Genomic DNA, 25,256 nt, shown 5'->3' on the forward strand with positions numbered 1-25,256 from the left:
GTTCGCGTCACCACGTGCCTGAATGATCGTTCAGAGCAGAGCCTAGGCTAAATACGCGAATGATGGCAGATGATTTTTTCGAACTTGATACAACATTTGCGTAAATACGGGGCGTAATGACTCAAATTTGTTGCAGATGGCCGTACAGCTTGGCGTAAAGGCCACCATCGGCGATGAGCTGTTGATGGTCACCGTCCTCGGCAATGCGCCCGCCATCGAATACCAGGACACGGTCAGCCTGTTTAACCGCCGAAAGCCGGTGTGCAATGATCAACGTGGTGCGGCTGCGCAGAAAGCGCGCCAATGCCTGATGAAGGTTGTATTCAGTCGCGGCATCCAGCGCTGAGGTCGCCTCATCAAGAATGACCACCTTGGGATCGGAAAGCACCATGCGGGCTATGGCCATGCGCTGCCGCTGGCCGCCGGAGAGGCGAACCCCGGAACGGCCCACGATGCTGTCCAGCCCTTCGGACAGTTCACGAATCGCAGGCGCCAGCTGCGCCACCTCCAACGCCCGCCAGCAGGCCTCGTCGGAGCAATCGCGCCCCATTGTCAGGTTGGCCCGGACGGTGTCGTTGAACAGCGCAGGGTGTTGAAGAACCACCGCGACGTTCTCGCGCACCCGCTCAAGACCGATCTCCTGCTGGGTCGCACCGCCGAAGCGAATCGTCCCGCTGCGGGCGGTGTACAAGCCCAGCAGCAACTGCACCAGCGTGCTCTTGCCGCCTCCGCTGGCACCCACGATGGCGACCTTTTCGCCGGGAGCGATGGTCAGGTTAAGTTGATCCAGAACCAAATCTTCGCCATAACCGAAGCTGACCCCGCGCACTTCAATGCCTACCGTTTCCTGCCCTTCGAACGGATCGACAGTGCCCACATACTGCGGCTCGTCGCCACGTGCCAGCAGCTCATTGATGCGGGTCAGAGCCCCTCCTGCGGCGTAGTAGGCATATTGCAGGTTCAACAACTGCTCGACCGGCGTCATCATGAACCACAAGTAACTGAACACCGCGAGCATCTGGCCGATGGACAGGTCCGAGAACAGCACCGTGAGCATGGCGGCCGCGCGAAAAATGTCGATACCGAACTGGAACAACAGGCCGCTGGCACGCCCCGAGGCATCACTTTTCCACTGGGAGTTGATTGCATAATCGCGAACTTCCCTGGCCTTCAGGCCCAGCCGCCCCAGGAAAAAACCCTGGCGATTGCCCGCCCGAACCTCCTGTATGGCATCCAGGGTTTCGCTCAACGCCTGGGTAAACCGCGACGTGCTGTCGTTTTCCAGTTTCTTCAGGTGCTTGACCCGCTTGCCCAGTTTGACCGTGACGAAGATCACCAGCGGGTTGAACAACATGATCAGCAGTGCCAGCTTCCAGTGCATCCACATCAGGATGCCAGCGGTGCCAGCCAGGGTCAGCGTCGCCACCAGCAGGCGACTCAGGGTTTCACCGACGAACTTGTCCAAGGTGTCCAGATCAGTGACCAGATGGGTTGTAACCATCCCGCTGCCCAGGCTTTCGTATTCGCGCAGGGAGATGCGTTTGAGGCGTTCAATCAGGCGCAGCCGAATGCGGTAGACAATGTCCTTGGCCAGCCGGGCGAACAACCGGGCCTGCAAAACGTTGAACAACAACGCCCCCGCGCGCAGGATCAGCGTCAGCAACAGCATCAGACCGATATAACCCACCGCCTTTTGCAGGCTGTCGGGCAACAGATGATCCATGACCTTGAGGGCAGCATCACCGCGACCCAGCAAGACTTCATCGACCAACAAGGGCAACAGCAGCGGAATTGGCACACTGCACAGGGTCGCCAGTATCGCGACGCCATTGGCGACCCACAGGGCCTTCTTGTGACGCAGGGCGAGCCGACGAATCTCGGCCCAGCTCAGCGCGTCATGCCGCACCTCTTCGGACTTGAGCGAATCACCCGTGGAATCCTCACGCACTGGCCGCACGCTCCAGCCATCGGCCGAGCAACGGCGACAGTTCGCTCAAGGGTTGGTAACCATTGGTCAGCAGCGCCAACTGGCCATTACGTTCGGCAAGCAGCGTCGGGAAACCGGCGATACCCAGACCCTGCGACCAGGCAAAGTCTGCAGCGGTAGCGGCTTGCTGCTCGTGGCTGTCGAAGGCGTCGGCAAACGCCTGCCGCGACAGGCCAGCGAGTTCGGCCAGTTCGGCCAACACGGAGGGACGCGTCACGTCGCGGCCTTCGCCATAAAACGCCTGCTGGATCAGTTTGACCAATTCCCAGGCGCGCTCAGGATCCAGAGAACGCGCTGCCGTGACCGCGAGGCAGGCCGGCGTGGTGTCGTAGACAAAGCCTTCCGGCAAAGCACCTTCGCGCAGGAACGGCTGACCGGTGGCCTCTTCGACCGACTGCCAGTGCTCAAGGATGTAACGCCGCTTGGAAGCCTCCAGCGGCGCGGCCTCGGAGCGCAGCCCGCCCATGACCAGATGCAGGGGCACTCCTTCCGCCCGAGCCTGGTGAACCAGCGCATCGGCAACCGGGGAAAAGCCCCAGCACCATGAACACATGGGGTCCATGACATAGATCAGGCGGGCGGACATGGCTCAGGCCTCGGATGGCAGACGGTAGTTACGACCGATCGGATGGGGCTGATTACGCGCCTTGGCCAGTTCGATCTGTTTTTGTCGATCAATGGCACTGCGCCGGGTCTTCTCGCTCAGCGAATCCCAACAATGCGGGCAGCTCACGCCGGGCGAATAATGCTCGCTGGCGCGGTCTTCGGCGCTGATCGGGGTGCGACAGGCATGGCACTGGTCGTAGTCGCCCTCAGTCAGGTCGTGGCGTACGGTGACACGATTGTCGAAGACAAAACAGTCTCCGCGCCACTGACTTTCTTCCTGCGGCACTTCTTCCAGGTACTTGAGGATTCCGCCCTTGAGGTGGTAGACCTCTTCGAAGCCCTCGCCCAGCATGTAACTGGAGGCCTTCTCGCAGCGAATGCCGCCGGTGCAGAACATCGCGACTTTCTTGTGTACCGTCGGGTCGAAGTGTGCCTTGATGTACTCGGGAAACTCGCGGAAGGACGTAGTCTTGGGGTCGATTGCGCCTTCGAAGGTGCCGATGGAAACCTCGTAGTCATTGCGCGTGTCGATCAGCAGCACTTCAGGGTCAGCGATCAGCTCGTTCCAGTCCTTGGGCTCGACGTAAGTCCCCACGGCCTTGTTGGGGTCGACACCTTCCACGCCCAGGGTCACGATCTCTTTCTTGAGTTTGACCTTGGTGCGGTAGAACGGCTGCTCTTCGCAGTACGATTCCTTGTGGTCGATATCCACCAGACGCGGGTCGCTGCGCAACCAGGCCAGCAGCCCGTCGATGCCTTCGCGAGTGCCGGAAACCGTACCGTTGATGCCTTCGTCGGCAATCAACAAAGTGCCTTTGACGCCATTGTCCACCATAGCCTGCAGCAGAGGCTCACGGAACTCGACGTAATCGCTGAGGGTGACGAACTTGTATAGCGCAGCCACGACGATCGGCTGACTGATCGACTGTTGAGTCATGTATCTCTCCAGGTGGCGACCCTCGCAAAGGGCCTACCGGACAAAAATCTGAATAAAAAAAACGCACCGGCCAAGCGGCGCGGTGCGGATTCTAGCAAAAACAGATGTCAGGCAGACACATCGGGTTGCCGATTTGACTCAACAACCCGACGGCACACCGGCCTTGACGGTCAATGACCGCCCGCGCAAGTCGGTGAAGCCGGTGCTGCGCCGGTCTTCGCCCATTCTTCAGGCGTGTAGGTGTGCAAGGCCAGGGCATGAAACTCGCCCATCAGGCCACCCAGCGTGGCGTACACCTTCTGGTGACGCTTGACCGAGTTCAGACCCTCGAACTGGTCGCTGACCAGAATGGCCTTGTAGTGCGTCTGCTCACCGCGACTGTGCATGTGGCTCTCGTCAAGCACTTGCAGGTGGTGCGGTTGCAGCAGCGCCAGCGCCGACTCGATACGTGTTTGCATGGTCATGATGAGATTCGCTTAAGGCTTCTTGGCCGGGGCCGGAGCCGATGCCTTGGCAGGTTCCAGTTCGGCAGTCATGTCGGCGAGCAGCTTATTGACCACCGGCACTGCGCTTTCCAGTTTACCTTGAGTCAACTGGGCCGATTGCTGGGCCAGCTCAGGCATTTTGGTCATCACTTTCTTGCCCAGCGGGGACTGGTAGAACGCAACCAGATCCTTAAGCTCGGCTTCGGTGAAGTTGGCGGTGTAGAGCTTTACCATTTCAGGCTTGAGCTTGTTCCAGCCAATGGCCTGGTCAAGCGCGGTATTGGCTTTGGCCTGATAGGTTTCCAGCAGCGCCTTTTTCGAGGCAGGCGCCTTGGTTTCGGCGAAGCGCTGGGCAAACATCTGCTGGACTTGTGCGTACACCGGAGCGCCGAGGCGATCAGCGTTGGCAAGCTTCAGGAACGTTTCGGCGCTCGCGTTGTGACTGGCGGTATCGGCGAGGACCTGGCCACTGGCGCAGACCAGAACTACCGCGGTACAAATGGCACGAAGACGGGTCATCGAGTTTCCTTATCTAGCAAGCGAGGCAATACCTCAGGGCCGACCATTCTGCGCTTATGTAGCCTTTTGGCTCAACCCCCGGTTCGTCGAGCGGTTAAAAAGCAACGCTCGGGAACCCTGCTCCCATATGGACACCTAACCCTGCAATGCACTTAAAGGAGTAAGCACAGTGAGCCGCACAGAAACCGACAGCATTGGCCCGATCGAAGTCCCCGAAGACGCTTATTGGGGCGCCCAGACCCAACGCTCACTGATCAACTTCGCGATTGGCGATCAGCACATGCCGCTGCCGGTCCTGCATGCGCTTGCGCTGATCAAGAAGGCCGCCGCACGTGTGAACAACCGCAACGGCGACTTGCCTGCCGACATCGCCCGCCTGATCGAACAAGCTGCCGACGAAGTGCTGGATGGTCAGCTTGATGCCCAGTTTCCGCTGGTGGTCTGGCAGACCGGCAGTGGCACACAGAGCAACATGAACGTTAACGAAGTCATTGCCGGACGAGCCAACGAACTGGCCGGCCAGGGTCGTGGCGGCAAGTCGCCGGTCCATCCCAATGACCACGTCAACCGTTCGCAAAGCTCAAACGATTGCTTCCCGACCGCCATGCACATCGCGACCGCACAGGCCGTCAAGGAAAAGCTCTTGCCGGCCATTGCCGAGCTGTCGGCCGGGCTCGCCGAGCAGTCGGCACGCCACATGAAACTGGTCAAGACCGGCCGGACGCACATGATGGATGCGACGCCGATCACGTTTGGCCAAGAGCTGTCCGGCTTCGTGGCGCAACTGGACTACGCGGAAAAAGCCATTCGCGCCACGCTGCCAGCGGTCTACGAATTGGCGCAGGGCGGTACTGCCGTGGGCACCGGCCTGAACTCGCCAAAAGGCTTTGCCGAAGCCGTGGCCGCCGAGCTGGCCGCGCTGTCTGGCCTGCCCTTCGTCACCGCCCCCAACAAGTTCGCCGCGCTGGCGGGCCATGAGCCGCTCGCGGCCCTGTCGGGGGCTTTGAAAACGCTCGCCGGCACGTTGATGAAGATTGCCAATGACCTGCGCCTGCTGGGTTCCGGTCCGCGCGCCGGTCTGGCCGAGGTCAGACTGCCTGCCAACGAACCCGGCAGCTCGATCATGCCCGGCAAGGTCAACCCGACCCAGTGCGAAGCGCTGTCGATGCTGGCCTGTCAGGTCATGGGCAACGACGTAACCATCGGCTTTGCCGCCAGCCAGGGTCACTTGCAGTTGAATGTCTACAAGCCGGTCATCATTCACAACGTTCTTCAGTCGATCCGCTTGCTGGCTGATGGTTGCAGCAACTTCAACGAGCACTGCATTACCGGCATGGAGCCGGACGCAGAGAAAATGGCCGAGCACCTTGAGCGTGGCCTGATGCTGGTCACCGCGCTGAACCCGCACATCGGCTACGACAAATCGGCACACATTGCCAAGAAAGCCTACACCGAAGGGCTCACCCTGCGAGAAGCGGCACTGGCGCTGGGTTACCTGACGGACGAGGAGTTCGACGCGTGGGTACGCCCTGAGAAAATGCTTGAGGCAGGCAGCAATGGCTGATGCCAAAAGTGGCGCTACACCCCTGGAAGGCAGCGGTAAACGCATCCTGATGGTCTATGGCACGCCCAAGACCATCAGTTTGTGCCATGCCCTCGGCGAAGCCTATACCCAGGGCGCTCGCAGTGAAGGGCATGTGGTCCGAATCCTGAAGCTTGGCGAGCTGGATTTCGATCCGGTGCTGCACAACGGTTACGAACAGAGCCAAACGCTGGAACACGACCTGCTCGACGCCCAGCGGCAGATTCACTGGGCCGAGCATCTGGTGTTCGTTTATCCGGTGTGGTGGGGCGGTCTGCCGGCCTTGCTGACCGGTTTTTTCGACCGGGTGCTGATGCCCGGTTTTGCCTTCAAGGCGCATGGGCGCAAACACCCCTCCAATGAACTGCTCAAGGGCCGAACGGCGGAACTGTTGGTGACGATGGACACCCCGCCCCGCTACTTTCACTGGATATACGGCGCCCCGGCACATCGGCAGATGATTCGCACTATCCTCGGCTTTTGTGGCATCAAGACCAAGCGCCTGACCAAGTTCGCCCCGGTGCGCAGCTCCACCGAGGAGCAGCGCCAGCAATGGATTCGTCAGGCGCTGGAGTTGGGCAAACGCTGACCACGTTCGCCTGGCTGCTTCATACTTGCGCCAGTCTGGCCTTTCTGGCTTTGAGTCCTTCGATCATCGAAGGCCCCAGAGCCGTCACCGCCGACCCCAGCACCACCAGCAACGCGCCCCCGTAACCCAGCGCGTTGATATCCTCAGCCTGTACGTACGTCGGCCACAGCCAGGCAGCGATGGCGACCGACGCCAGCGTAATCAACGGCGTCAGAGCCAGCGTCGCACTGACCCGCGAGGCTTCCCAATGCGCCAGCGCTTCGGCGAAGGCGCCATAGGCCACCAGTGTATTCAGGCAGCAAGCCAGCAACAGCCAACCCTGCAGCGGGCTCAACTGCAACGCTTCGGCAGGGTGCGCCCACGGCGTGATGAGCAATGCGCAAAACAGGTAGATCACCATCATGACCTGAAGCGAATTCCAGACGGTCAGCAATTGCTTCTGGCTCAGTCCGTAAAAAGTCCAGACCACTGACGCCATAATCACGATCAGTACACCCAGGGTGTAATCGCCCAACGACGTGAGCAGTTCGACCAGACGCTGATTGAAGAACAGCCCGAAGCCGATCAGCAGAATCGCCAGACCGATGCCCTGGCCCAGACTGAAACGCTCCTTGAATAGAAAAATACTGCTGATCAGCAGCAGGATCGGGCCGATCTGGATCAGCAACTGCGTCGTACCGGGGCTGAGCATGCGCAAACCCACCAGGTACAGCATATAATTGCCCACCAACCCCAATACCGCCAGTAGCACCAGCAGCTTGCCCTTGCGCCCCAGCAATTTGAAACTGGGCAAACGCTTGACCGAGGCCAACCAGACGAACAGCACGGAGCCGGACACCAGCAGCCTGAACCAGGTCACGGTAACCGGATCCATCGCTTGCAAGACCTGCTTGAGTTTGACGGGCAAGACGCCCCAGAGCAGCGCAGTCAGCAGCGCAAGACAGAGGCCATAGACCCAGCGGCCGGAAGAGATGTGCATCACAGGTTCCAGACAAGAAAGACGAAGCCTTCATTCTAGGCGCTGATGCGCAAAGCGACAGTTACAGTCAGGCAGCGTTATCGCCGTAAAGTGTTTTGTTCACGGCCGACGGTCACCATGATTGCGCCGGTAAATCTCGCTGCCCATCGCTCGAATCTGCCCCTCTATCAAGGCATCGAACGGCTTGAGCAACGCATCGAAGGATGCGGGTGCCTCAAGCGTTTGCAGGGCATGAACAACGGCTTCCAGCGTCGACACCGCTTCGGGGCCGGGTGCCTTGCGCAGCCGGTAGCGGGACGCCGGGACATCGTCAAGCGTTACCCGTGGCAGCGCTGCCAACAGAGGGTTGAGGTGCAACAACTTGCGGGCCTTGCGCCAAGTGCCATCCGGCACCACCAGCAGCGTGGGCAGGTCTGCGCAGCGCTCCCCTGCCAATGGCGTGGCAGCATCGCCTGGAAACAGCAATTTTGCCTGATAGCCGGGCGGGTTGAGCAAAACGTCCAGATCGTCGAAAACCTCGCCGACAAGAAGCTGCGCATTGACCAGCCCTAACGCTGCGAGACGCGCGGTATTCAACGCATGCCCCACCTCGCTCGGGTGCTGCAGGATCAGCACGCGGGTTCGACTGTTCAGCTGGGGAATAAGGGCGCACAGACAATGATCGTCAGGACGAAGGCAACGCTCACATCGGGCTCGGGACATCGTTTTCCAGCACTCACTTGGCACACAGGCAGACCACTCGACAGGCATGGCATACCGCCTGTCGCCCAACGCGGCAGTTTAAACAACTCGACACCTTTACGTCCGGGCAATCAGCGGTTGCGCTTCGGATTTGCGCTAGCCTCAATGCACAGGGCTGGTGACATGAAGTCCCCCTGCTTGGATCAGCACGATCAATATCAGGGGTTCTCATGAATCGCGAGGGGATTAAACAACGGGTGCTGGATGCGCTGGGCGTCATTCTGGTGGACAAGGCGCAAATCCGCGACGACGCCACGTTCAAGGACTTGGTGCTGGATGACGAGGATGTCGAGACGCTCTTCAGTCAATTGGGAAGCGAGTTTAACTTCGAGTTTCCCGAATTCATCCGAAAACGTGCCGTCAACAAACCCCAGCACCTGTCATTGCCGATGGTGGTGGATCTGATTCTGTTGATGCAGCAGGATTCGTCGCAAGCATTGGAAGGTGAGAAGAAAAAACCGGGTCGCGCCCCTTGGCGGCGCTGACCTGAGCATTCATTTCGGGACGCTGGGGCGCCCCGAAGCCTAGGCGTCTTGCATTGTCATTGCGACAACGCTGGCCGGTGAAACCTATCGGCGCGGACGGCGACGTGGGTCGTCAGTGCGAACCGGGATGGGCTGCAGCTTTGGTCGCTCGATAAGACCCAGCGCAACACCCACATCATGGAGCCATTCTTGCAGTTTGCTGTTCATAAAGCCCCCTTCAGGGAAAACACGGAAATCAACCTGTACCGATCGCTCATTAGAGATCATAGAAGCCTGCAGTCGATTCGCCGAGCATTACGGAAAACAATTTTCCCGATATGGGCAATGTGACAGCTACTGATACTTCCTTCACGTCTTTGCGACGGACGGCGATCAATCCGCGTGAATTCATTCAGGCAGACGCATCAGACCCTCTTCATCCGTCATCGCCCGCTCCAGCAGATCCGGGGGCAGGCTTTTGCTGGCGCGCGCACCCAACAGCTTGAGTTGCTCGCTGCGACTGATCAGATTCCCACGGCCCTCCGTCAGTTTGTTGCGCGCAGCAGAATAAGCCTTGTCCAGTTGTTGAAGACGGCTGCCCACTTCGTCCAGGTCCTGGATGAACAGCACGAACTTGTCGTATAGCCAGCCTGCACGCTCGGCGATCTCGCGGGCGTTCTGGCTTTGTCGCTCCTGCTTCCACAGGCTGTCGATCACCCGCAGTGTGGCCAGCAGTGTCGTTGGGCTGACGATCACGATGTTGCGGTCGAAAGCTTCCTGAAACAGGTTCGGCTCGGCCTGCAACGCAGCGGAAAACGCCGCCTCGATGGGCACGAACAACAGGACGAAATCCAGGCTGTGAAGGCCTTCGAGCCTTTTGTAATCCTTGCCCGAGAGCCCTTTGACGTGATTGCGCAGCGAAAGAACGTGCTGTTTCAGCGCAGCCTGACCGATCACGTCGTCATCTGACGACACATACTGTTGGTAAGCCGTCAGACTGACCTTGGCATCCACCACCACCTGCTTGTCGCCCGGCAGCATGATCAGCACGTCGGGCTGGAAGCGCTCGCCATCCGGTCCTTTAAGGCTGACTTGGGTTTGGTACTCACGGCCTTTCTCCAACCCCGCATGTTCCAGCACTCGCTCCAGAATCAACTCGCCCCAGTTACCTTGGGTCTTCTGCCCCTTGAGTGCCCGCGTCAGGTTGGTGGCCTCATCGCTCAGGCGCAGATTGAGCTGCTGCAAGCGCTCCAGCTCCTTGGCCAGCGAGAATCGCTCACGGGCTTCGTTCTGATAGCTTTCCTCAACGCGCTTCTCAAAGGATTGAATGCGCTCTTTCAGGGGGGTGAGCAACTGACCCAATTGCTGCTGACTGGTTTCCGCGAAGCGCTGCTCGCGCTCATCGAAAATCTTGCCCGCCAGCTCCGCGAACTGAGCACGCAGTTCATCACGAGACCCTTGAAGATCATTGAGCCGCTGCTGATGGCTGTCTTGCTGTTCGCGCAACTCGGCACCCAGAGCGGCGCACTGCGCATCGAGACGGCGTAACTCGACCTCTTTGGTGGCGCGCTCCTGATTCAACCCCTGGTTCACATCGCGGGCAGTGTCACACTCCTGCCGCAACAGCTCGACTTCACGGCGCAACGCGGCGAGGTCTGCCTGTTTGGCAGCATTGGCCTGGCTCAGGTCGCTGATCTCATCGCGACAGGCATCGAGCTGAGCATTGAGGCCGTCCTGCGCCATCTGCGCCATGCTCAGGCGCTCGTCCAGCAGTGCGGTATCGGCATCACGACGCGCCAACCGGCGTTGCAACTGCCAGGCCCATGCCAGCAAGGGCAATGCGGCTGCGCCAAGGCCAAGCAACAGGCTGTTCAAGTCAAATGCCATAACGACTCCGTGCGTGCCCAGTGAATGCCAGCGGCATTATGCGTAAAGCCTTCAGAAAAACAGAGCGTTCAGCCGCGACGGCGCGTCAGGCTGAGAGAGTGGAAGGGTGAAGGGGCAAATCGGGGGCCAAGATTCTACTCCCTTTACGTGTCACGCACACCCCCAATTTCGTATCGTTTTCAATCGGGACAATCCACAGAAGCTGTGGATAACTCAGTGGACAACACCCCTTTTACTCTCTCAAACGCAGGCAGAATGGGGCTTGCGCTCAAACTGACGATTTTTTCACCAGTTTAAAAAAACGATGTTTTTCATTGACTTAATAATTCACCATCAGAAATCAAACCCTTAGCGACGCATGTGACAGTGATGTGGCAGCTTGTGACGCTAATGTGTACAACTGCGAAATGATCGACTTTTGGCGTGTTTCAAACCTTGAACAGAAGACGCGTAATTGCAGGGTTTTATCAATGGATACATGGCTTTCATGGCGGTAATTGATGGCCTAAAACCATCAATGCGCAGCCTTGTTTGGGCCCATGATCGGCAACGCGCATGTCAGCGCAGCACAAATAGCACTCGTTGCGGTCCAACGTGCGCTGAAAAACGCAGCGTCGCCGCTGATTCCTGTCATTACTCAAGGGACACGATGAGAGAAGTCGTACAGTTCTTCGTGCTGCTGGTGGCTGCCTGCACCCTCGCAGTGGGCGCGAGCGTTATCTTGCCTCCACCCGATGGCGGTGTCTTCTCCTACACCACTCTCTTGTCAGGCATTGCGGTCGCACTGATCATCTGCAGCGACCTGAGCCACGGACGCATCAACACGGTGGGCGATATCATGCGGGCCATTGAGCGCCGCAAATCCATGCGGCTGACCATTGCCGCCTACCTTCTGGGCTGCTCGATGGTCGCCTGCGCCACGGTACTGATCTATCGGATTGCCGGGAATTGGTAGCTGATTATTTTTAATCGCCCCCTTGCAAATCCCCACGCACTTCATTAGCATTGCCATCGTTAGTACCAAGCTGAAAATCAATTCCGGTCGACAAGTCCCCCAACGTTAGCTCTTTCCAAAGGAAGAGAATGTTGGCTACAAGGGATCGACCACCTCGATGGTTTCCAGACATGACCTATCGCATTCGTGAGCCATCAAGGCGACAGTGCAGTTACGGCTACCATGTTCTGCTTCAACCAGCCTGCAATTGATCAGGATCTTCACCTGGAGCGTCGAACCTTTGCTCCTGTTGTGTTGCCTGCCCTCCTAAGTACCTACCAGCCAGCCAGAGCGCCATTCGATAAAGCGCGCTTCAACTGACTGTCTTGTTCCAGTCAGGTTCTTCGCCCTGCCAGGCTTTAATTACCCCAATGCCGGCCCGCGTTTACTGGAATCTTTATTTATGCACGGTATTGTTCCGTGTTGATTCAGGAAACACCTACATGACTCACCATAACCAGACCCAACACGCCATTCATACGCTTACCCATGCTTTTGCCCCTATGAATTGCCTGATCATGGCCGCCCGCAAAGGCTGCTTCAGCTTCACCATCGTCAACGAACACGGCATCGCCCGTCACAGCGAACGCCTGTACCCCGATCAATACGCCAGCGCCGAACCGCTGCAGGCCGTGATCGAGCGTACGCGTCAGGCCCTGACCGCCTAAAGACGAACGTCACACCGCAAGCCGAAGCCCCGCCCTCACAAGCGGGGCTTTTTATTGCCTGGCGTTTTCCGGGAGAACGCTGCAGCTAATCGCCCGATTATCCATCCACTTATCGGCAAAACCGCAAACAATTTAAAAACAGCCCTTTACACCGCATCTTTGACACTACACTTCAACTCGAACGACCCACGTCGTCTCCGGCAGCCCCTGCCCTGCTTGCAATGACCATTCGTCAGGAGCCTCCGGCCACCCTTCCGAGCGCCGACAGTATTATGGGTATTGCAGCCATAGAATTATGCCGTCACGTCATCCGACCGACCCTGGTTTATCTGGACCGCCGCAGCCATCGCGCCGAGTCGTTGCTGCTGGGCATCGCCGCCAGCCAGTCCGCACTGGGCGCCGCACTCGACAGCCGACGCGGACACGGCCTCTACCGCATCCCGGAACCCCGGCATCGACAACTCTGGGACAACTACCTGGCACTGGATCCGGACCTGGCCAGCCGGGTCAGAGGCCTCGCCAGCCAACATGCCTTTCTCAGCGGCCCCCATCTGGAGCTGACCGTGAACCTGCGGTACGCCACCGCGATCGCCTGGATGATGATCGAATCGCACAAGGCCACCCTGCCCGCCGAGGATGATCCAGTGGCAATGGCACGGATCTGGCGAGCGGTGTTTCAGCCGCAAGGTCGACTCAGGGATTTTGTCGCGTGCTGGCACGCCACCGTCGCACCGTTGTATTTACCGGCATGAGCCAGGCAGCGTAATTCGAAGATCCAGAGCGTTCGCCACAAGCGAGACGGATTGTCCTACAAGAATAGCTCTATCTCGGGCTCTTCAGCCTATAGCGCGCCGCCGAAAATGTTGGTAATTTCCGCCCGGTGATCACAGGAGTTCTAATAATGAAAATAATGACAAAAGTAATGAACAGGACAACACTGGGTCTGGCTATCGGCCTGGCCTCCACGCAGTTGTTCGCTGCCGGTTTCGCGCTCAACGAACAAAGTGTCAGTGGCATGGGCACCGGTTTCGCTGGTCGCTCCTCGTCTGCCGATGATGCAAGCACCGTCTTCGGCAACCCTGCCGGCATGTCCCGCCTGAAACGTGAAGAAATCAGCGTGGGCGCGGCAGCGGTGATCGCCAAGACCAACATCGACAACGGCCGTGGCACTTTCGGTGGCAGCAACGACGGCGACATGGTTCCCGTCGTGGGCGTACCGATGGGCTACTACGTCAAACCCATCGATGATCACTGGGCATTCGGCCTGGGCATGTATGCACCGTTCGGTCTGGTGACCGACTATGAAAGCGGTTTCGCTGGCCGCTACTGGGGCGACAAGAGCCACGTACAGGTCGTCACGCTTCAGCCGACTGTCAGCTACGCCTTCAATGACAAGGTGTCCATCGGTTTCGGCCCGACCCTCAACCGCATCGACGGCGAGCTGACTTCCTCCACGCTCAACGCCGCAACGCCAGGCCGCAACGACGGCAAGGTGAAGATCGAAGGCGACGACACTGCGCTGGGCTTCAACGTCGGCGTACTCGTGCAGGCCACTGACACCACGCGCCTGGGCCTGACGTATCACTCCAAGGTCGATTACAAGCTCAAGGGCAAAACCAAGGTCGAAGGTTCGGGCTTCGGTCCGTTCGGCGGCCAGAAATATGACGCCTCGCTGGACATCTCTACGCCTGAGTCGGTGGACTTCTCCGTCACTCAGCAGATCGACGAGAACTGGACTGTCTACGCAGGCAGCACCTGGACCCGCTGGAGCCGTCTGACCGATATCACCGTCAACAACGACGGCGTTCCTGCGCAGCTGGGCGGCTCGGCAGGCCCGATCGGCACCATCTCCGAAGAGCAGGACTGGCACGACACCTGGGCTCACGCCATTGGTGCTTCGTACAAGGTCAACAAGGAGTGGACACTGCGCACAGGCTTCTCCGTGGATCAGGCGCCGACCAACAACGTCAACCGCTCTCCACGCATCCCGACAGGCGACCGCAAGATCGTCAGCTTCGGCGCTGGCTGGAGCCCGACCGACGATCTGACCATCGACGTGGCGTACTCGTACCTGCGTGAAGACGAAGCCAAGATCCGCAACAGCAGCGCGACCAAAGGCGCGTACAGCGCAGACTTCCGCAACACTGCGCACGGCGTCGGCACCTCCGTTACCTATCGCTTCTGATAGACGACTGAAAATCGGCTGAAAGAAAGCCCGCTCATCCTCAGGGATGGCGGGCTTTTTGTTGCGTCAGAATTATGCTGCCTGTTATCGAACACCTAACCGCTAAAGAACCAATGAAACCCGCCTCTGCCCGCAGGCCGAGGGAGCTCTCGGAGGTTACGACGGCAGCGATGGGCTGCGCAGCGGCCCTTGAGTGCATCTGATACACCGCATGCAGGCTCAGGGACTGAAATGCAGCATTCGCGGACAAGTACGCTCCCACGATGGCCGGTATTTGCTGCGACACAGCGTTACGTCGAAAACGTGTTGAGACGCCCCTCAGTCCGGTGAACTACCGCACGACAGCGAGCCTCCGTAAATATCCGCATCGGCTGCGGGGCGCTCGCCTCACCTCACGTCACCCGTCTCAAGGCTTGGACGCAATCGCCTTCTCAATGGCCGCAATCAGCTCAGGATCATCGGGTTTGGTCATGCTGGAGAAGTTGGCGACGACCTTGCCCTGGCGATCCACTACATACTTATAGAAGTTCCAGCGCGGGGCACTGCTCTGTTCGGCGAGCACCTTGAACAGATGGGTGGCGTCGTCACCCCGTACGGCCTGCGGCTCGGTCATGGTGAAGGTAACGCCATAGTTGACGTAGCAAACCTTGGCGGTTTCTTCACCATCCTTGGCCTCCTGCTTGAAATCATTGGACGGCACGCCCAACACTTCGAGCCCCTGCCCTTTGTAGCGCTGGCTTAGCTCTTCAAGTCCTTTGAATTGCGGGGCGAAGCCGCAGAAGCTGGCAGTATTGACCACCACCATCGGCTTGCCTGCATAACGCTGGCACAGGTCGATGTTTTCCTTGGAGCGCAGTTTGGGCAGTTCGCCTTGAAGGAGTTCCGGGCAGTCGGCGGCCATTACGGTGCCGCTCATGGCCAGCAGTAGAAAGGGAATCGATATAAAACGAGTGTTCATCAAGGCGTCCCTGGAAATGGTGGCTGTCTGGCGACACGCTACCCCAACAAACGGCTTCTGCCTAGCAAGCGCCCATGCCCAGCTGCAATGCTGCAAGGCCAACGTGCTGCCAGCCCCACCAGACCAGCGCTAGCACCGCGACACCTGCGGCAAGCGCCGCCAGCAACGGCCATCGCCTGCTCACGCAACACCCGCCTGCGCCTGCAAGCGTGCCACAGGCCGTTCACGCACCGGCCAGTTGAGGGCTGCCGCCAACAGGCTGAGCAGAATCGACACCTGCCAGATCAAGTCGTAACTTCCGGTCCGGTCATACACAAGGCCACCCAGCCAGCCGCCAAGGAAAGCGCCCAATTGGTGGAACAGGAAAACGATCCCCCCAAGCATCGACAGGTTACGCACCCCGAACAGCGTCGCGACCGTACCGTTGATCAGCGGAACGGTGGACAACCACAACAGCCCCATCGCCACCCCAAATAGATAAGCCGTGGTCTGGCTGAGCGGAATCCACAGGAACAGCACAATCACAACCGCTCGCAGCAGATACAGCATTGTCAGCAGACGCGGCTTGGACATGCGCCCACCCAGCCAACCTGCGGTATAGGTGCCGAAGATGTTGAACAGGCCGATCAGCGCCAGCACCGTTGTGCCGACTTTCGCTGGAAGGTGCTGGTCGACCAGGTAGGCAGGCAAATGCACACCAATGAACACCACCTGAAAACCACAGACGAAAAAGCCCAGAGCCAATAGCCAGAAGCCGGAGTGGGTACACGCCTCGCGCAAGGCTTCGCCCAAGGTTTGCTGAATGCCCACGGACTCGATTGGCTTGTCCTTGAGCATGCTCACCAGCGGCAGGATCAGCGCCACCAACACACCCAGCACCAGCAAGGCGCCGGACCAGCCCAGCCAACCGATCAGCCCCAGCGTACCGGGCAACATGGCGAACTGGCCGAACGATCCGGCTGCGCTGGCGATACCCATCCCCATGCTGCGCTTCTCGGCGGGCAAGGCACGCCCCACAACGCCGAGGATCACGGAAAACGAAGTGCCGGACAGACCGATGCCGATCAACAGGCCCGCGCTCAGCGACAGACTCAATGGCGAATCGGCCATGCTCATGCACAACAGCCCGACGGCATACAGCACGCCCCCCACGAACACGACCCTGGCCGCACCAAAACGATCCGCCAGCGCGCCGGCAAACGGTTGAGCCAGCCCCCACATCAGGTTCTGCAGAGCGATGGAGAACGCGAAGACCTCGCGCCCCCAGCCAAAGTCCGCGCTCATGGGCGCAAGGAACAGACCGAAACCGTGCCGCGTGCCCAGGGAAAGCGCGAGGATCAGCGCACTCCCGAGCAGTATCCAGCCGCTGGTACGCCAGACTGATGTCATTGTTCTTATGCTCCCTGTCCGGAATTGCGTGGATATACCCGTAAATCACTAGCGGCGAAATTACGCTCCGTCAGGCGAGCCTGTCAATCGCTTATCCCAGCCGATCAGTGCAGCGCCATCGTCACCAATACTGCGAGCTCCAGCAACTCCAGCAATGCGCCCGCCGTGTCGCCCGTAGTGCCGTCCAGGCGACGAAGCATCACCTGTCGCAACCACAGGAAACAGGCCATCGACACCAGAACAACCACCAGACCTGACCAACCCGCCAGCAGCACGCAGGCCACCACACAGGCCAGTAACACCTGCCGGGCCGCGCCACGGGGCAGATGATCCGCCAGGGCCTGCCCCAACCCGCCAGCCCGCACGTAAGGCGTACTCAGAAACAGGCCGAGCATTGCGCTGCGCCCGATCAGCGGAGCCAGTAACAGGGCAATGGTGTGATGGCTCTCGATCAACGCCAGAATAGCCGTGAATTTGAGCAGCAGTACCAACACCAGCGTAACCACGGCAATCGGTCCGCTGCGCGGGTCTTTCATGATAACCAGCGTTCGCTCGCGATCACCGAATCCGCCCAGCCAGGCATCGGCGCTGTCCGCAAGACCGTCCAGATGCAAACCGCCACTGAGCAACACCCAGGCGCTGAGTAGCAACGCGGCGTGCAGCATCAGCGGCGCACCCGCCAGTAACGCATTCAGGCTCATCAGTACCACGCCGAACAGCACGCCTACCATCGGATAGAACAACAGCGAGCGACCCGTTTCTTCAGGCCTTGGCATGCCTGGCAGGCGAATCGGGAAACTGCTGAGGAATTGCAAGGCAATCCAGAATGGCAGCATGTCAGGCCTCAGTCAGAACGCCATGAGCGGCGACGTTGATCGACAGCAGCGCGCCGTGCCCGACCACCACTTGCAGCAGTTGCTCACGCGGCAGGCCACGCGCCTGCGCCAGCAGCAAGCGCATCACGCCACCGTGGCTGACCAGCAGTACTCGTTCACCGTCGTAGGCCTGATGCAAACGCTGCACGGCAGCCAGAACCCGCGCCGAAAAATCGATCACGGCCTCACCGTTGGGCGGCGTGAAGGTGTAAGGGTCGTTCCAGAATCGCCCAAGGCCGTCGGCGTCGGTTTCCATCAACTGCGCAGGGCTGTGGCCTTCCCAGTCGCCAAAATGCAGTTCTTGCACGCCCGGTTCAAGCTCAAGGGGCAGCGACAACCGCTCGGCAAGCTCTTCGCAAAAGCGGGCACAACGCTGCAAAGGCGAACTCACGATGCGGTCCCAGGGACCGGCTTCAGCCACCGCCGAACGCATCTGCTGCCAGCCCGGTTCAGTCAGCGCGTCGTCGATGCTGCCACGCAAGCCGCCACCTTGTTCGGTTTCGCCATGACGCAACAAATCCAGACGCAGGCTCATGCCGGGCGATCCGACACGCTGGCTTCGGCAAAGGTCGACATGCCGTTGTGCAACTCACAGGCCATACGCACCAGCGGGACCGCCAACGCCGCGCCGCTGCCCTCACCCAGGCGCAAGCCCAGATCAAGCAAGGGGTCGGCCTGCAGAATTTCAAGGACGTGGCGATGGCCGGGCTCGGCACCGCGATGTCCGAACAGCAGCCAGTCGCGGCACGATGGATTGAGGCGCACCGCCACCAACGCCGCCACGCTGCAGATAAAACCGTCGACCAGTGCCACGATGCCTTCCTGGGCGCACGCCAGGTAGGCGCCTGCCAAGGCGGCAATCTCGAAACCACCCAGGCTGTAAAGGCTGCGCAAAGGGTCACCCGCGTGATCGGCGTGCAGCGTCAAGGCGCGCTCGATGACCCGAATCTTGTGCGCGATGCCTTCAGCGTTCAAACCAGTGCCCGGGCCGACCAGTAATTGGGCGTCACACTCCAGCATGGAACATGCCACGGCGCTTGCAGCGGTGGTATTACCGATGCCCATCTCGCCGCCGATGAACAGCTCGGTGCCCGCCGCCTTGGCACGCTGCACACTGTCACGCCCGGCCTGCAACGCCGCGAGACCCTGCGCTTCGATCATGGCCGGGCCTTGAGCAAAGTTGGCGGTGCCTGCGCCGATGCGCAAATGACGCACACCCGGCAGGTCCACCGGCAGCACGGTGCCCAGATCGACCACGTCCAGTTGCGCAGACAATTGACGCGCCAACACGCTGATCGCCGCGCCGCCATTGACGAAGTTGTGCAACATCTGCCCGGTGACCGCCTGCGGGTACGCCGACACACCCTCTGCAACCACACCATGATCGCCTGCGAAAATCGCGATCCAGACCTGATCGGCAGCCGGTCGCTCACGCCCCTGCAAACCGGCCAGCTGCACGGCCAGGCGTTCCAGTTGCGCCAACGAGCCCGCCGGCTTGGTCAGTTGTTGCTGACGGGTCAGCGCGGCTTCACGCATGGGCACGTCAATGGCTTGTGCGGGTTCGAGCCACCAGGAGTTACTCATAACGCAGTTCCTTTCAAAGTCAGGGGCAGGCCAGCGACGGTCAACACCACACGCTGGCAACGTTCGGCCAAGGCCTGATGCAGAAGGCCCGCTTCATCGACATAACGGCGAGTCAGCTCACCCAGCGGCACGACGCCAAGCCCGGTTTCGTTGCTGACGAAAATGATTTCACCCGGCAAGGTCGCCAGGCAATCGAGCAGCGCATCACGCTCGTGCGCAAGGCGCTCAGGGTCTTCCAACATCAGCAGGTTGGTCAGCCACAGGGTCAGGCAATCCACCAACAGGCACTGGTCGAAAGCAGCGTTGTCCCGCAGTACGCGGGCCAGTTCGACCGGCTCCTCCACCAATCCCCACTGCGCAGGCCTGCGGGCGCGGTGGCTGGCAACGCGCTGGTTCATTTCACCGTCCAGCGGCTGGCTGGTAGCGATGTAGGTCACGTTCAGGCCGCCATCGGCGGCCAGCTTCTCGGCCAGACGACTCTTGCCGGAACGCGCACCGCCCAGGATCAGTTGCAGCATTTCAGTTCGCCTCCAGGCCGCACAGTTGACGCAACAACGTGCCGTCCAGGTGCTTTTCCACCAGATCGGCCAGACGCTCAATGTCGCGCTCGCGCAGGGCGTGGTAATCGACTTGTTGCACATCGCGAAGACCGGCCCAACGTAACAGGGCGCTGCACGCGGCAGGCGACTCGAACAGGCCGTGCAGGTAAGTGCCGAGAATCTGCCCATCGGCGCTCTGCGCGCCATCGCAACGGCCGTCGTCCAACCGGACGGCGGCCTGCTCCAACGCTGCGCCCGTAGTGACACCGGCATGGATCTCGTAGCCACTGACGTCGGCGTCTTCCAGCGTTAGACGGCCACGCACGTTACGCAATTGTTTCTCGGATTCCAGCACTGTGCTCATGGCCAGCAAACCAAGGCCGGGGCTGGAACCCGCCGCGCCTTCCAGCCCCAGCGGGTCGTGCATCTGCTCGCCGAGCATTTGCAATCCGCCGCAGATCCCCATCAACTTGCCGCCATAACGCAGGTGCCGCTGGATCGCGCCTTCCCAGCCATTGGCACGCAGATAAGCCAGGTCGCTGCGCACGCTTTTCGAGCCGGGCAGGATGATCAGGTCCGCAGACGGTATCGCCTGCCCGGGACCGATGAATTGCAGGTTGACCTGCGGGTGCAGGCGCAACGGATCGAAATCGGTATGGTTGCTGATGCGTGGCAGCACCGGCACCACCACGTTCAGGACCTGCTCGACCTTGTCGGTCTGACGCTGATCAAGACCGTCTTCGGCTTCCAGATGCAGGTCCATCACGTAAGGCAGCACGCCGACCACCGGCTTGCCGGTACGCGCCTCCAGCCAGTCCAGGCCCGGTTGCAGCAAGGCAATGTCGCCGCGAAAGCGGTTGATGATGAAACCCTTGACCCGCGCCTGCTCGCTGGGTGACAGCAATTCCAGAGTGCCCACCAGATGCGCGAAAACCCCGCCACGGTTGATGTCGGCGATCAGCAGCACGGGGCAGTCGACGGCTTCGGCAAAGCCCATATTGGCGATGTCATTGGCGCGCAGGTTGATCTCGGCGGGCGAGCCTGCACCTTCGACCATGATCACCGGATAGTGTTGCCCCAACCGCTCATGGGACTCCAGCACCGCACGCATGGCGATCTCTTTGTAGCCGTGATACGCCACCGCGTTCATGGTGGTGACCGCACGGCCGTGGATGATGACCTGCGCGCCGGTGTCACTATTGGGTTTGAGCAGCACCGGATTCATGTCGGTGTGCGGCTTCAGGAAACAGGCCTGAGCCTGCACCGCCTGAGCACGGCCGATTTCGCCGCCGTCGTCCGTCACGGCGCTGTTGAGCGCCATGTTCTGTGGCTTGAACGGCACCACCTTGACACCCTGTCGCGTCAGCCAGCGACACAGCGCCGTCACCAGCGTGCTCTTGCCAGCATCGGAGGTAGTGCCTTGTACCATCAACGTGGCCATCAGGATTCCTTGCGGTATTCAAACAGGACAGTGTGCAGACGTCGCCAGTCAGTCTCTTCAGCGGGCAGGCCGAAACGCAGGCTGGACACCTCAGGCGTCTGACCTTCAAACAGGCGCAGCAACACGCCACGACGGGCACAGAATTCGTAGAGCGCACGCGCTTCTGGGGTGACCCGCCATTGAAACAGCGCACAGCCGCCCGTTGGAGCAAAGTCGTATAGTTCGAGCAGTGACACCAAACGATCTCGCGCCTGATCGGTACGCAGACGCTGTTGCGCCTGACCTTCTCGATCATTCAGGCACACTTGGCCCAGAATGCGTGTCGGCCCACTCACCGCCCACGGACCGATCTCATGGGCCAGCAGCCTGAGCAAACCGGGTTCGGCCAGCACAAAGCCAAGCCTGACCCCGGCCAGGCCGAAAAACTTGCCGAACGAGCGCAGCACCACCAGACCGATGCGCCAGGTTTCGGCGGCCAGGCTCATGTCGGGCGTGTTATCCATGAAGGCCTCGTCCACCACCAGCCAGCCGCCCCGCTCCGCCAACCGCGCATGCCAGCCCAGCAAACGCTCGGCGCTCAGGTGCAGCCCTGTGGGGTTGTTGGGATTGACCACCAAGAGTACGTCGAGGCTGTCGAGGAAGTAGTCCACTTCATGCTCGCCGACCTCGCGCACCACGAAACCACTCTTGCGCCAGGCGTGGGCATGTTCGGCGTAGCAAGGCGACAGCACACCGACCCGGCCTGCGCTGCGCACACGCGGCAAGGCTTGAATCGCCGCCTGTGAGCCCGGCACCGGCAATAGTCGCGACACCCCGTAATAGGCGCAGGCGGCGGCTTCAAGCCCGTCGTCGGTTTCGGGCAAACGCGCCCAGGCGCTGACGGGAATGGCAGGCACCGGCCATGACCACGGCGCAATGCCGGTGGAAAGATCCAGCCAGTCAGCCTGATTGATACCGTAGCGCTGCGCCGCTGCGCGCAACCGTCCACCGTGCTCAAGCATAGAATTCAGTCCCGATGCACAGCACCAGCAGCCACAGCCACACCCCGCGCTGCACCAGCTCCCAGCCACGGTCGATTGAATCGGCGTCGGCCGGTACACCCTCGCCCAGTTGCGGGCGCTGATGCAGTTCGCCGTGATAGATGGCTGCGCCGCCCAACTCGACACCCAAGGCACCTGCACCGGCCGCCATTACAGGCCCTGCATTGGGACTGTCCCAGGCCGGTGCCTGAGTCCGCCAGCAGCGCAGCGCCAGTCGGGTCTTGCCCAGCAGCGCATAGGTCAGCGCCACCAGACGCGCAGGAATGTAATTGAGCACGTCATCAATCTTTGCCGCCGCCCAGCCGAAACGCTCGAAGCGTTCGTTGCGATAGCCCCACATCGCATCGAGCGTATTGCTCAACCGATAGAGCACCACACCCGGCACACCGGCCACGACAAACCAGAACAGCGCAGCGAAGATGGCGTCGCTGCCGTTTTCCAGCACAGACTCGGTTGCGGCGCGGGCCACTTCGGTGGCATCCAGTTCGCTGGTCTGGCGGCTGACCAGGTAACCCACCCGGCGTCGCGCCCCCTCCAGATCATCGCTGCGCAGGGCCTGAGCCACGGGCTGAACATGCTCACCCAGGCTGCGCATGCCCAACGCGCAGTACAGGGCCAGAATCTCGACCAGCCAGCCCACGAACGGCGCCCAACTCAGTAACGTGGCCAGCAGCGTCAGCGGTATCACGGCCACGAACCAGGCCGTGACGCCGTGACTGCGCCAACCTCGACCACCGCTGTTGAAACGCTGCTCCAGGCGATTGGCAAAGCGCCCGAACGCCACCAGCGGATGGGAGCGTTTCGGCTCGCCGAGCAGCGCATCCAGCGCGACCCCGGCAACGCTCAACAGCGCCACACTCATTGACTCACTCCCCATTGATTCTCATACAGCAGTTCATTCAGCGGACGCGCTTGCGCCCAGCCTTCCAGCACCAGCATCGGTGCAGGATAAAACGCATTAACTGGCCCCAGACAGAGAATCGCCAGCGGCTTGGCCCCTCCGGGCATACCCAGCAGTTGCGCCAGTGCATCGGGGTCGAACAGCGACACCCAGCCCATGCCCAGTCCTTCGGCGCGCGCGGCCAGCCACAGGTTCTGGATGGCACAAGACAGCGACGCCATGTCCATTTCCGGCAGCGTACGACGACCGAAGATGTGCTGTTCGCGACCTTCCATCAACGCAGCGACCAGCACCTCGGCGCAGTCGTTGATGCCTTCGACCTTGAGTTTCATGAACTCATCGGTGCGCTCGCCCAGTGCCTCGGCGGTACGAATCCGCTCTTGTTCAACCTGCGCTTTCATCTTTTGGCGCAAGGCAGGGTCGCTGATCCGAATGAAGCGCCACGGCTGCATCAGACCGACGCTGGGTGCCTGATGCGCGGCCTCCAGCAATCGGGCCAACAGCTCGGGCGCGACGCTGCCACCTGCAAAGTGCCGCATGTCGCGGCGCTCGGCGATGGCGCGATACACCGCTGCCCGCTCTTGTTCATTGAACGCATGGTCGGTCATGGCTTGAACAGGGCTGCAATGGCCTGCGGGCAGGACGGGAAGTAGAAATGTACGTATGAAGCCGTCAGGCGACCGTCACGATAAACCGCCTCGGCACCGCGCCCGCCGTTGGGGCTGACACCGCGGGCAATCGGCTGCAATTCGGTGGTGGTCAGGGAGTGGTGATAGGTGTGACCGCGCAACTCGCCTTCCGGCATCTCGACGGCTTGCAACGCCAGCGCCGCCAGCCGCTTCTGCATCGCCGCCTCACCCGCCAGCAAGCCGACCAGCTCGGCGCGCACGCCCTCCACGTCAGTCAGGGCATCGAGCAGATACAGCATGCCGCCGCACTCGGCCAGTGTCGGTTTGTCCGCTGCATGGTGTGCCCTGATGTCGGCCAGCATCGTGGTGTTGGCAGACAGCGCGACGTGATGAAGCTCCGGGTAGCCTCCCGGCAGGTAAAGGCTGTCAGTGTCCGGCAGATGGCTGTCGTGGATCGGCGAGAAGAACGTCAGTTCCGCGCCCATGTTGCGCAGCAGGTCGAGACTGGCGCCGTAGGTGAAGGCGAACGCTCCGTCGCGGGCGACGGCAATGCGCACGCCGTCGAGTAAACGGTCGACCTGAACCGGATCGGGTGCGGTGAACGTGACCGCTGGCGGCAAGGCCACTTCGCACGTACTGGCGAGCGCGGCCGCAGCCATGTCCAGACGCAGATCAAGGTCATTGAGCTCATCCGCCTGCACCAGCCCAAGATGACGACTGGGCAGCTCGAAGCCGGTTTCCCGCGACAACGCACCGTACCAGCGCAGGCCTTCGGTGAGGCTGTTTTCCAGCAGCTGCGCATGGCGCACTGTGCCGACGCGGTTGGCCAGCACGCCAGCAAACGGCAGGTCCGGCTGATAGCGCGCCAGCCCCAGCGCCAGGGCGCCAAAGGTCTGGGCCATCGCCGTGCCGTCTATGACGCCAAGCACCGGCACACCGAAATGGCGCGCCAGATCGGCACTGGATGGCGTACCGTCGAACAACCCCATGACGCCCTCGATCAGGATCAGGTCCGCCTCGGCGGCAGCCTCCCAGAGCAGGCGACGGCTTTCATCGGCGCCAACCATCCACAGGTCCAGTTGAAACACCGGTGCCCCGCTCGCCCGTTCCAGAATCATCGGATCCAGAAAATCGGGGCCGCACTTGAAGACCCGAACCTTGCGCCCCTGATTGCGGTGCAAGCGCGCCAGTGCGGCGGTAACGGTGGTCTTGCCCTGACCGGAGGCCGGCGCAGCGATCAATACTGCCGGGCAATCCCTGGGGGTTCTCATGACCGA

28 protein-coding genes are annotated in these 25,256 nt (G+C 60.7%); 7 read left to right on the top strand and 21 right to left on the bottom strand.

Going from position 1 to position 25,256, the window contains the following annotated elements:
* Positions 1-121: 121 nt before the first annotated feature.
* From ALP40_RS01885 to ALP40_RS01905, 5 genes are all read right to left on the bottom strand, one after another.
* Positions 122-1,906, bottom strand: coding sequence for an ABC transporter ATP-binding protein (locus tag ALP40_RS01885; RefSeq protein ID WP_181114846.1), 1,785 nt, complete (start codon positions 1,904-1,906; stop codon positions 122-124).
* A gap of 34 nt (positions 1,907-1,940) precedes the next feature.
* Positions 1,941-2,573, bottom strand: a complete 633-nt coding sequence (locus ALP40_RS01890; protein ID WP_122206604.1) for a DsbA family protein — start codon at positions 2,571-2,573, stop codon at positions 1,941-1,943.
* Between the two features lie 3 nt (positions 2,574-2,576).
* Positions 2,577-3,530, bottom strand: coding sequence for a rhodanese-related sulfurtransferase (locus ALP40_RS01895; protein ID WP_122206605.1), 954 nt, complete (start codon positions 3,528-3,530; stop codon positions 2,577-2,579).
* 170 nt (positions 3,531-3,700) lie between these two features.
* A complete protein-coding gene (locus tag ALP40_RS01900; RefSeq protein ID WP_122206606.1) occupies positions 3,701-3,994 on the bottom strand; it encodes a BolA family transcriptional regulator in 294 nt (97 codons plus the stop codon).
* A 12-nt stretch (positions 3,995-4,006) separates the two neighbouring features.
* A complete protein-coding gene (locus tag ALP40_RS01905) occupies positions 4,007-4,534 on the bottom strand; it encodes a DUF2059 domain-containing protein (protein ID WP_122206607.1) in 528 nt (175 codons plus the stop codon).
* A 169-nt stretch (positions 4,535-4,703) separates the two neighbouring features.
* On the opposite strand from ALP40_RS01905, the gene ALP40_RS01910 reads away from it, so the two are divergent.
* Complete coding sequence (locus tag ALP40_RS01910; RefSeq protein WP_122206608.1) at positions 4,704-6,098, top strand: class II fumarate hydratase; 1,395 nt, start codon at positions 4,704-4,706, stop codon at positions 6,096-6,098.
* A complete protein-coding gene (locus ALP40_RS01915) occupies positions 6,091-6,705 on the top strand; it encodes an NAD(P)H-dependent oxidoreductase (RefSeq protein ID WP_122206609.1) in 615 nt (204 codons plus the stop codon). The genes ALP40_RS01910 and ALP40_RS01915 overlap by 8 nt, the downstream gene beginning before the upstream one ends.
* A gap of 19 nt (positions 6,706-6,724) precedes the next feature.
* Here the strand turns inward: ALP40_RS01915 and ALP40_RS01920 are convergent, their stop codons facing one another.
* Together ALP40_RS01920 and ALP40_RS01925 are read right to left on the bottom strand one after the other, a co-directional pair.
* A complete protein-coding gene (locus ALP40_RS01920; protein WP_122206610.1) occupies positions 6,725-7,684 on the bottom strand; it encodes a DMT family transporter in 960 nt (319 codons plus the stop codon).
* A gap of 99 nt (positions 7,685-7,783) precedes the next feature.
* Positions 7,784-8,386: a tRNA-uridine aminocarboxypropyltransferase gene (locus ALP40_RS01925; RefSeq protein ID WP_122206611.1), complete on the bottom strand. Its 603-nt coding sequence runs from the start codon at positions 8,384-8,386 to the stop codon at positions 7,784-7,786.
* A 209-nt stretch (positions 8,387-8,595) separates the two neighbouring features.
* Here ALP40_RS01925 and ALP40_RS01930 point away from each other — a divergent pair, with 209 nt between their 5' ends.
* Positions 8,596-8,910: a hypothetical protein gene (locus ALP40_RS01930; RefSeq protein ID WP_122206612.1), complete on the top strand. Its 315-nt coding sequence runs from the start codon at positions 8,596-8,598 to the stop codon at positions 8,908-8,910.
* Between the two features lie 84 nt (positions 8,911-8,994).
* Here the strand turns inward: ALP40_RS01930 and ALP40_RS25935 are convergent, their stop codons facing one another.
* Together ALP40_RS25935 and rmuC are read right to left on the bottom strand one after the other, a co-directional pair.
* Positions 8,995-9,117 carry a PA1414 family protein gene (locus tag ALP40_RS25935; protein ID WP_308812324.1) on the bottom strand — a complete coding sequence of 41 codons (123 nt, stop codon included), beginning with the start codon at positions 9,115-9,117 and terminating at the stop codon, positions 8,995-8,997.
* Positions 9,118-9,297: 180 nt separating this feature from the next.
* The gene (gene rmuC / locus ALP40_RS01935; protein ID WP_181114844.1) at positions 9,298-10,662 is read right to left on the bottom strand and encodes a DNA recombination protein RmuC; all 1,365 of its coding nucleotides are present in this window, start codon (positions 10,660-10,662) and stop codon (positions 9,298-9,300) included.
* 763 nt (positions 10,663-11,425) lie between these two features.
* Here rmuC and ALP40_RS01940 point away from each other — a divergent pair.
* From ALP40_RS01940 to ALP40_RS01955, 4 genes are all read left to right on the top strand, one after another.
* Entirely contained in the window at positions 11,426-11,731 is a 306-nt protein-coding gene (locus ALP40_RS01940) for a hypothetical protein (protein ID WP_122206614.1), read from the top strand.
* 482 nt (positions 11,732-12,213) lie between these two features.
* Positions 12,214-12,438, top strand: coding sequence for a hypothetical protein (locus ALP40_RS01945; protein ID WP_122206615.1), 225 nt, complete (start codon positions 12,214-12,216; stop codon positions 12,436-12,438).
* A 272-nt stretch (positions 12,439-12,710) separates the two neighbouring features.
* Positions 12,711-13,190 carry a hypothetical protein gene (locus ALP40_RS01950; RefSeq protein WP_122206616.1) on the top strand — a complete coding sequence of 160 codons (480 nt, stop codon included), beginning with the start codon at positions 12,711-12,713 and terminating at the stop codon, positions 13,188-13,190.
* Positions 13,191-13,348: 158 nt separating this feature from the next.
* On the top strand, positions 13,349-14,623 hold the full coding sequence (locus tag ALP40_RS01955) for an OmpP1/FadL family transporter (RefSeq protein WP_181114842.1): 1,275 nt from the start codon (positions 13,349-13,351) through the stop codon (positions 14,621-14,623).
* Positions 14,624-15,029: 406 nt separating this feature from the next.
* Here ALP40_RS01955 and ALP40_RS01960 read toward each other — a convergent pair whose 3' ends face one another.
* From ALP40_RS01960 to ALP40_RS02010, 12 genes are all read right to left on the bottom strand, one after another.
* The gene (locus ALP40_RS01960) at positions 15,030-15,581 is read right to left on the bottom strand and encodes a glutathione peroxidase (RefSeq protein WP_122206618.1); all 552 of its coding nucleotides are present in this window, start codon (positions 15,579-15,581) and stop codon (positions 15,030-15,032) included.
* A gap of 61 nt (positions 15,582-15,642) precedes the next feature.
* Positions 15,643-15,765, bottom strand: coding sequence for a hypothetical protein (locus ALP40_RS25695; RefSeq protein ID WP_258198104.1), 123 nt, complete (start codon positions 15,763-15,765; stop codon positions 15,643-15,645).
* Positions 15,762-16,970, bottom strand: coding sequence for an MFS transporter (locus tag ALP40_RS01965; protein ID WP_122206619.1), 1,209 nt, complete (start codon positions 16,968-16,970; stop codon positions 15,762-15,764). The genes ALP40_RS25695 and ALP40_RS01965 overlap by 4 nt, the downstream gene beginning before the upstream one ends.
* Positions 16,971-17,074: 104 nt before the next feature.
* The gene (locus ALP40_RS01970) at positions 17,075-17,806 is read right to left on the bottom strand and encodes an adenosylcobinamide-GDP ribazoletransferase (RefSeq protein ID WP_122206620.1); all 732 of its coding nucleotides are present in this window, start codon (positions 17,804-17,806) and stop codon (positions 17,075-17,077) included.
* Between the two features lies 1 nt (position 17,807).
* Positions 17,808-18,380 (bottom strand): alpha-ribazole phosphatase family protein, encoded by a 573-nt coding sequence (cobC, locus tag ALP40_RS01975; protein ID WP_122206621.1) that lies wholly within the window; start codon positions 18,378-18,380, stop codon positions 17,808-17,810.
* The gene (gene cobT / locus ALP40_RS01980; protein ID WP_122206622.1) at positions 18,377-19,429 is read right to left on the bottom strand and encodes a nicotinate-nucleotide--dimethylbenzimidazole phosphoribosyltransferase; all 1,053 of its coding nucleotides are present in this window, start codon (positions 19,427-19,429) and stop codon (positions 18,377-18,379) included. Before cobT ends, cobC begins: the two co-directional genes overlap by 4 nt.
* Positions 19,426-19,947, bottom strand: a complete 522-nt coding sequence (gene cobU, locus ALP40_RS01985) for a bifunctional adenosylcobinamide kinase/adenosylcobinamide-phosphate guanylyltransferase (RefSeq protein ID WP_122206623.1) — start codon at positions 19,945-19,947, stop codon at positions 19,426-19,428. The genes cobT and cobU overlap by 4 nt, the downstream gene beginning before the upstream one ends.
* Position 19,948: 1 nt before the next feature.
* A complete protein-coding gene (locus ALP40_RS01990; protein ID WP_122206624.1) occupies positions 19,949-21,409 on the bottom strand; it encodes a cobyric acid synthase in 1,461 nt (486 codons plus the stop codon).
* Positions 21,409-22,410, bottom strand: a complete 1,002-nt coding sequence (gene cobD, locus ALP40_RS01995) for a threonine-phosphate decarboxylase CobD (protein WP_122206625.1) — start codon at positions 22,408-22,410, stop codon at positions 21,409-21,411. Before cobD ends, ALP40_RS01990 begins: the two co-directional genes overlap by 1 nt.
* The gene (gene cbiB, locus ALP40_RS02000) at positions 22,403-23,311 is read right to left on the bottom strand and encodes an adenosylcobinamide-phosphate synthase CbiB (RefSeq protein WP_122206626.1); all 909 of its coding nucleotides are present in this window, start codon (positions 23,309-23,311) and stop codon (positions 22,403-22,405) included. The genes cobD and cbiB overlap by 8 nt, the downstream gene beginning before the upstream one ends.
* Positions 23,308-23,958 carry a 5,6-dimethylbenzimidazole synthase gene (gene bluB, locus ALP40_RS02005; RefSeq protein ID WP_122206627.1) on the bottom strand — a complete coding sequence of 217 codons (651 nt, stop codon included), beginning with the start codon at positions 23,956-23,958 and terminating at the stop codon, positions 23,308-23,310. The genes cbiB and bluB overlap by 4 nt, the downstream gene beginning before the upstream one ends.
* Positions 23,955-25,250 (bottom strand): cobyrinate a,c-diamide synthase, encoded by a 1,296-nt coding sequence (locus tag ALP40_RS02010; protein WP_122206628.1) that lies wholly within the window; start codon positions 25,248-25,250, stop codon positions 23,955-23,957. Before ALP40_RS02010 ends, bluB begins: the two co-directional genes overlap by 4 nt.
* Positions 25,251-25,256 lie beyond the last annotated feature (6 nt).

This window comes from Pseudomonas viridiflava, assembly GCF_003702045.1.
Taxonomy (GTDB): domain Bacteria; phylum Pseudomonadota; class Gammaproteobacteria; order Pseudomonadales; family Pseudomonadaceae; genus Aquipseudomonas; species Aquipseudomonas viridiflava_C.

Excerpts from the sequence above, each read along its gene's own strand:
- ALP40_RS01890 (WP_122206604.1), bottom strand. The coding sequence starts at position 2,573 with ATGTCCGCCCGCCTGATCTATGTCATGGACCCCATGTGTTCATGGTGC.
- ALP40_RS01895 (WP_122206605.1), bottom strand. The coding sequence starts at position 3,530 with ATGACTCAACAGTCGATCAGTCAGCCGATCGTCGTGGCTGCGCTATAC.
- ALP40_RS01900 (WP_122206606.1), bottom strand. The coding sequence starts at position 3,994 with ATGACCATGCAAACACGTATCGAGTCGGCGCTGGCGCTGCTGCAACCG.
- ALP40_RS01905 (WP_122206607.1), bottom strand. The coding sequence starts at position 4,534 with ATGACCCGTCTTCGTGCCATTTGTACCGCGGTAGTTCTGGTCTGCGCC.
- ALP40_RS01915 (WP_122206609.1), top strand. The coding sequence starts at position 6,091 with ATGGCTGATGCCAAAAGTGGCGCTACACCCCTGGAAGGCAGCGGTAAA.
- ALP40_RS01920 (WP_122206610.1), bottom strand. The coding sequence starts at position 7,684 with ATGCACATCTCTTCCGGCCGCTGGGTCTATGGCCTCTGTCTTGCGCTG.
- ALP40_RS01925 (WP_122206611.1), bottom strand. The coding sequence starts at position 8,386 with ATGTCCCGAGCCCGATGTGAGCGTTGCCTTCGTCCTGACGATCATTGT.
- ALP40_RS01930 (WP_122206612.1), top strand. The coding sequence starts at position 8,596 with ATGAATCGCGAGGGGATTAAACAACGGGTGCTGGATGCGCTGGGCGTC.
- ALP40_RS25935 (WP_308812324.1), bottom strand. The coding sequence starts at position 9,117 with ATGAACAGCAAACTGCAAGAATGGCTCCATGATGTGGGTGTTGCGCTG.
- ALP40_RS01940 (WP_122206614.1), top strand. The coding sequence starts at position 11,426 with ATGAGAGAAGTCGTACAGTTCTTCGTGCTGCTGGTGGCTGCCTGCACC.
- ALP40_RS01945 (WP_122206615.1), top strand. The coding sequence starts at position 12,214 with ATGACTCACCATAACCAGACCCAACACGCCATTCATACGCTTACCCAT.
- ALP40_RS01950 (WP_122206616.1), top strand. The coding sequence starts at position 12,711 with ATGGGTATTGCAGCCATAGAATTATGCCGTCACGTCATCCGACCGACC.
- ALP40_RS01955 (WP_181114842.1), top strand. The coding sequence starts at position 13,349 with ATGACAAAAGTAATGAACAGGACAACACTGGGTCTGGCTATCGGCCTG.
- ALP40_RS01960 (WP_122206618.1), bottom strand. The coding sequence starts at position 15,581 with ATGAACACTCGTTTTATATCGATTCCCTTTCTACTGCTGGCCATGAGC.
- ALP40_RS01965 (WP_122206619.1), bottom strand. The coding sequence starts at position 16,970 with ATGACATCAGTCTGGCGTACCAGCGGCTGGATACTGCTCGGGAGTGCG.
- ALP40_RS01970 (WP_122206620.1), bottom strand. The coding sequence starts at position 17,806 with ATGCTGCCATTCTGGATTGCCTTGCAATTCCTCAGCAGTTTCCCGATT.
- cobC (WP_122206621.1), bottom strand. The coding sequence starts at position 18,380 with ATGAGCCTGCGTCTGGATTTGTTGCGTCATGGCGAAACCGAACAAGGT.
- cobT (WP_122206622.1), bottom strand. The coding sequence starts at position 19,429 with ATGAGTAACTCCTGGTGGCTCGAACCCGCACAAGCCATTGACGTGCCC.
- cobU (WP_122206623.1), bottom strand. The coding sequence starts at position 19,947 with ATGCTGCAACTGATCCTGGGCGGTGCGCGTTCCGGCAAGAGTCGTCTG.
- ALP40_RS01990 (WP_122206624.1), bottom strand. The coding sequence starts at position 21,409 with ATGGCCACGTTGATGGTACAAGGCACTACCTCCGATGCTGGCAAGAGC.
- cobD (WP_122206625.1), bottom strand. The coding sequence starts at position 22,410 with ATGCTTGAGCACGGTGGACGGTTGCGCGCAGCGGCGCAGCGCTACGGT.
- cbiB (WP_122206626.1), bottom strand. The coding sequence starts at position 23,311 with ATGAGTGTGGCGCTGTTGAGCGTTGCCGGGGTCGCGCTGGATGCGCTG.
- bluB (WP_122206627.1), bottom strand. The coding sequence starts at position 23,958 with ATGACCGACCATGCGTTCAATGAACAAGAGCGGGCAGCGGTGTATCGC.
- ALP40_RS02010 (WP_122206628.1), bottom strand. The coding sequence starts at position 25,250 with ATGAGAACCCCCAGGGATTGCCCGGCAGTATTGATCGCTGCGCCGGCC.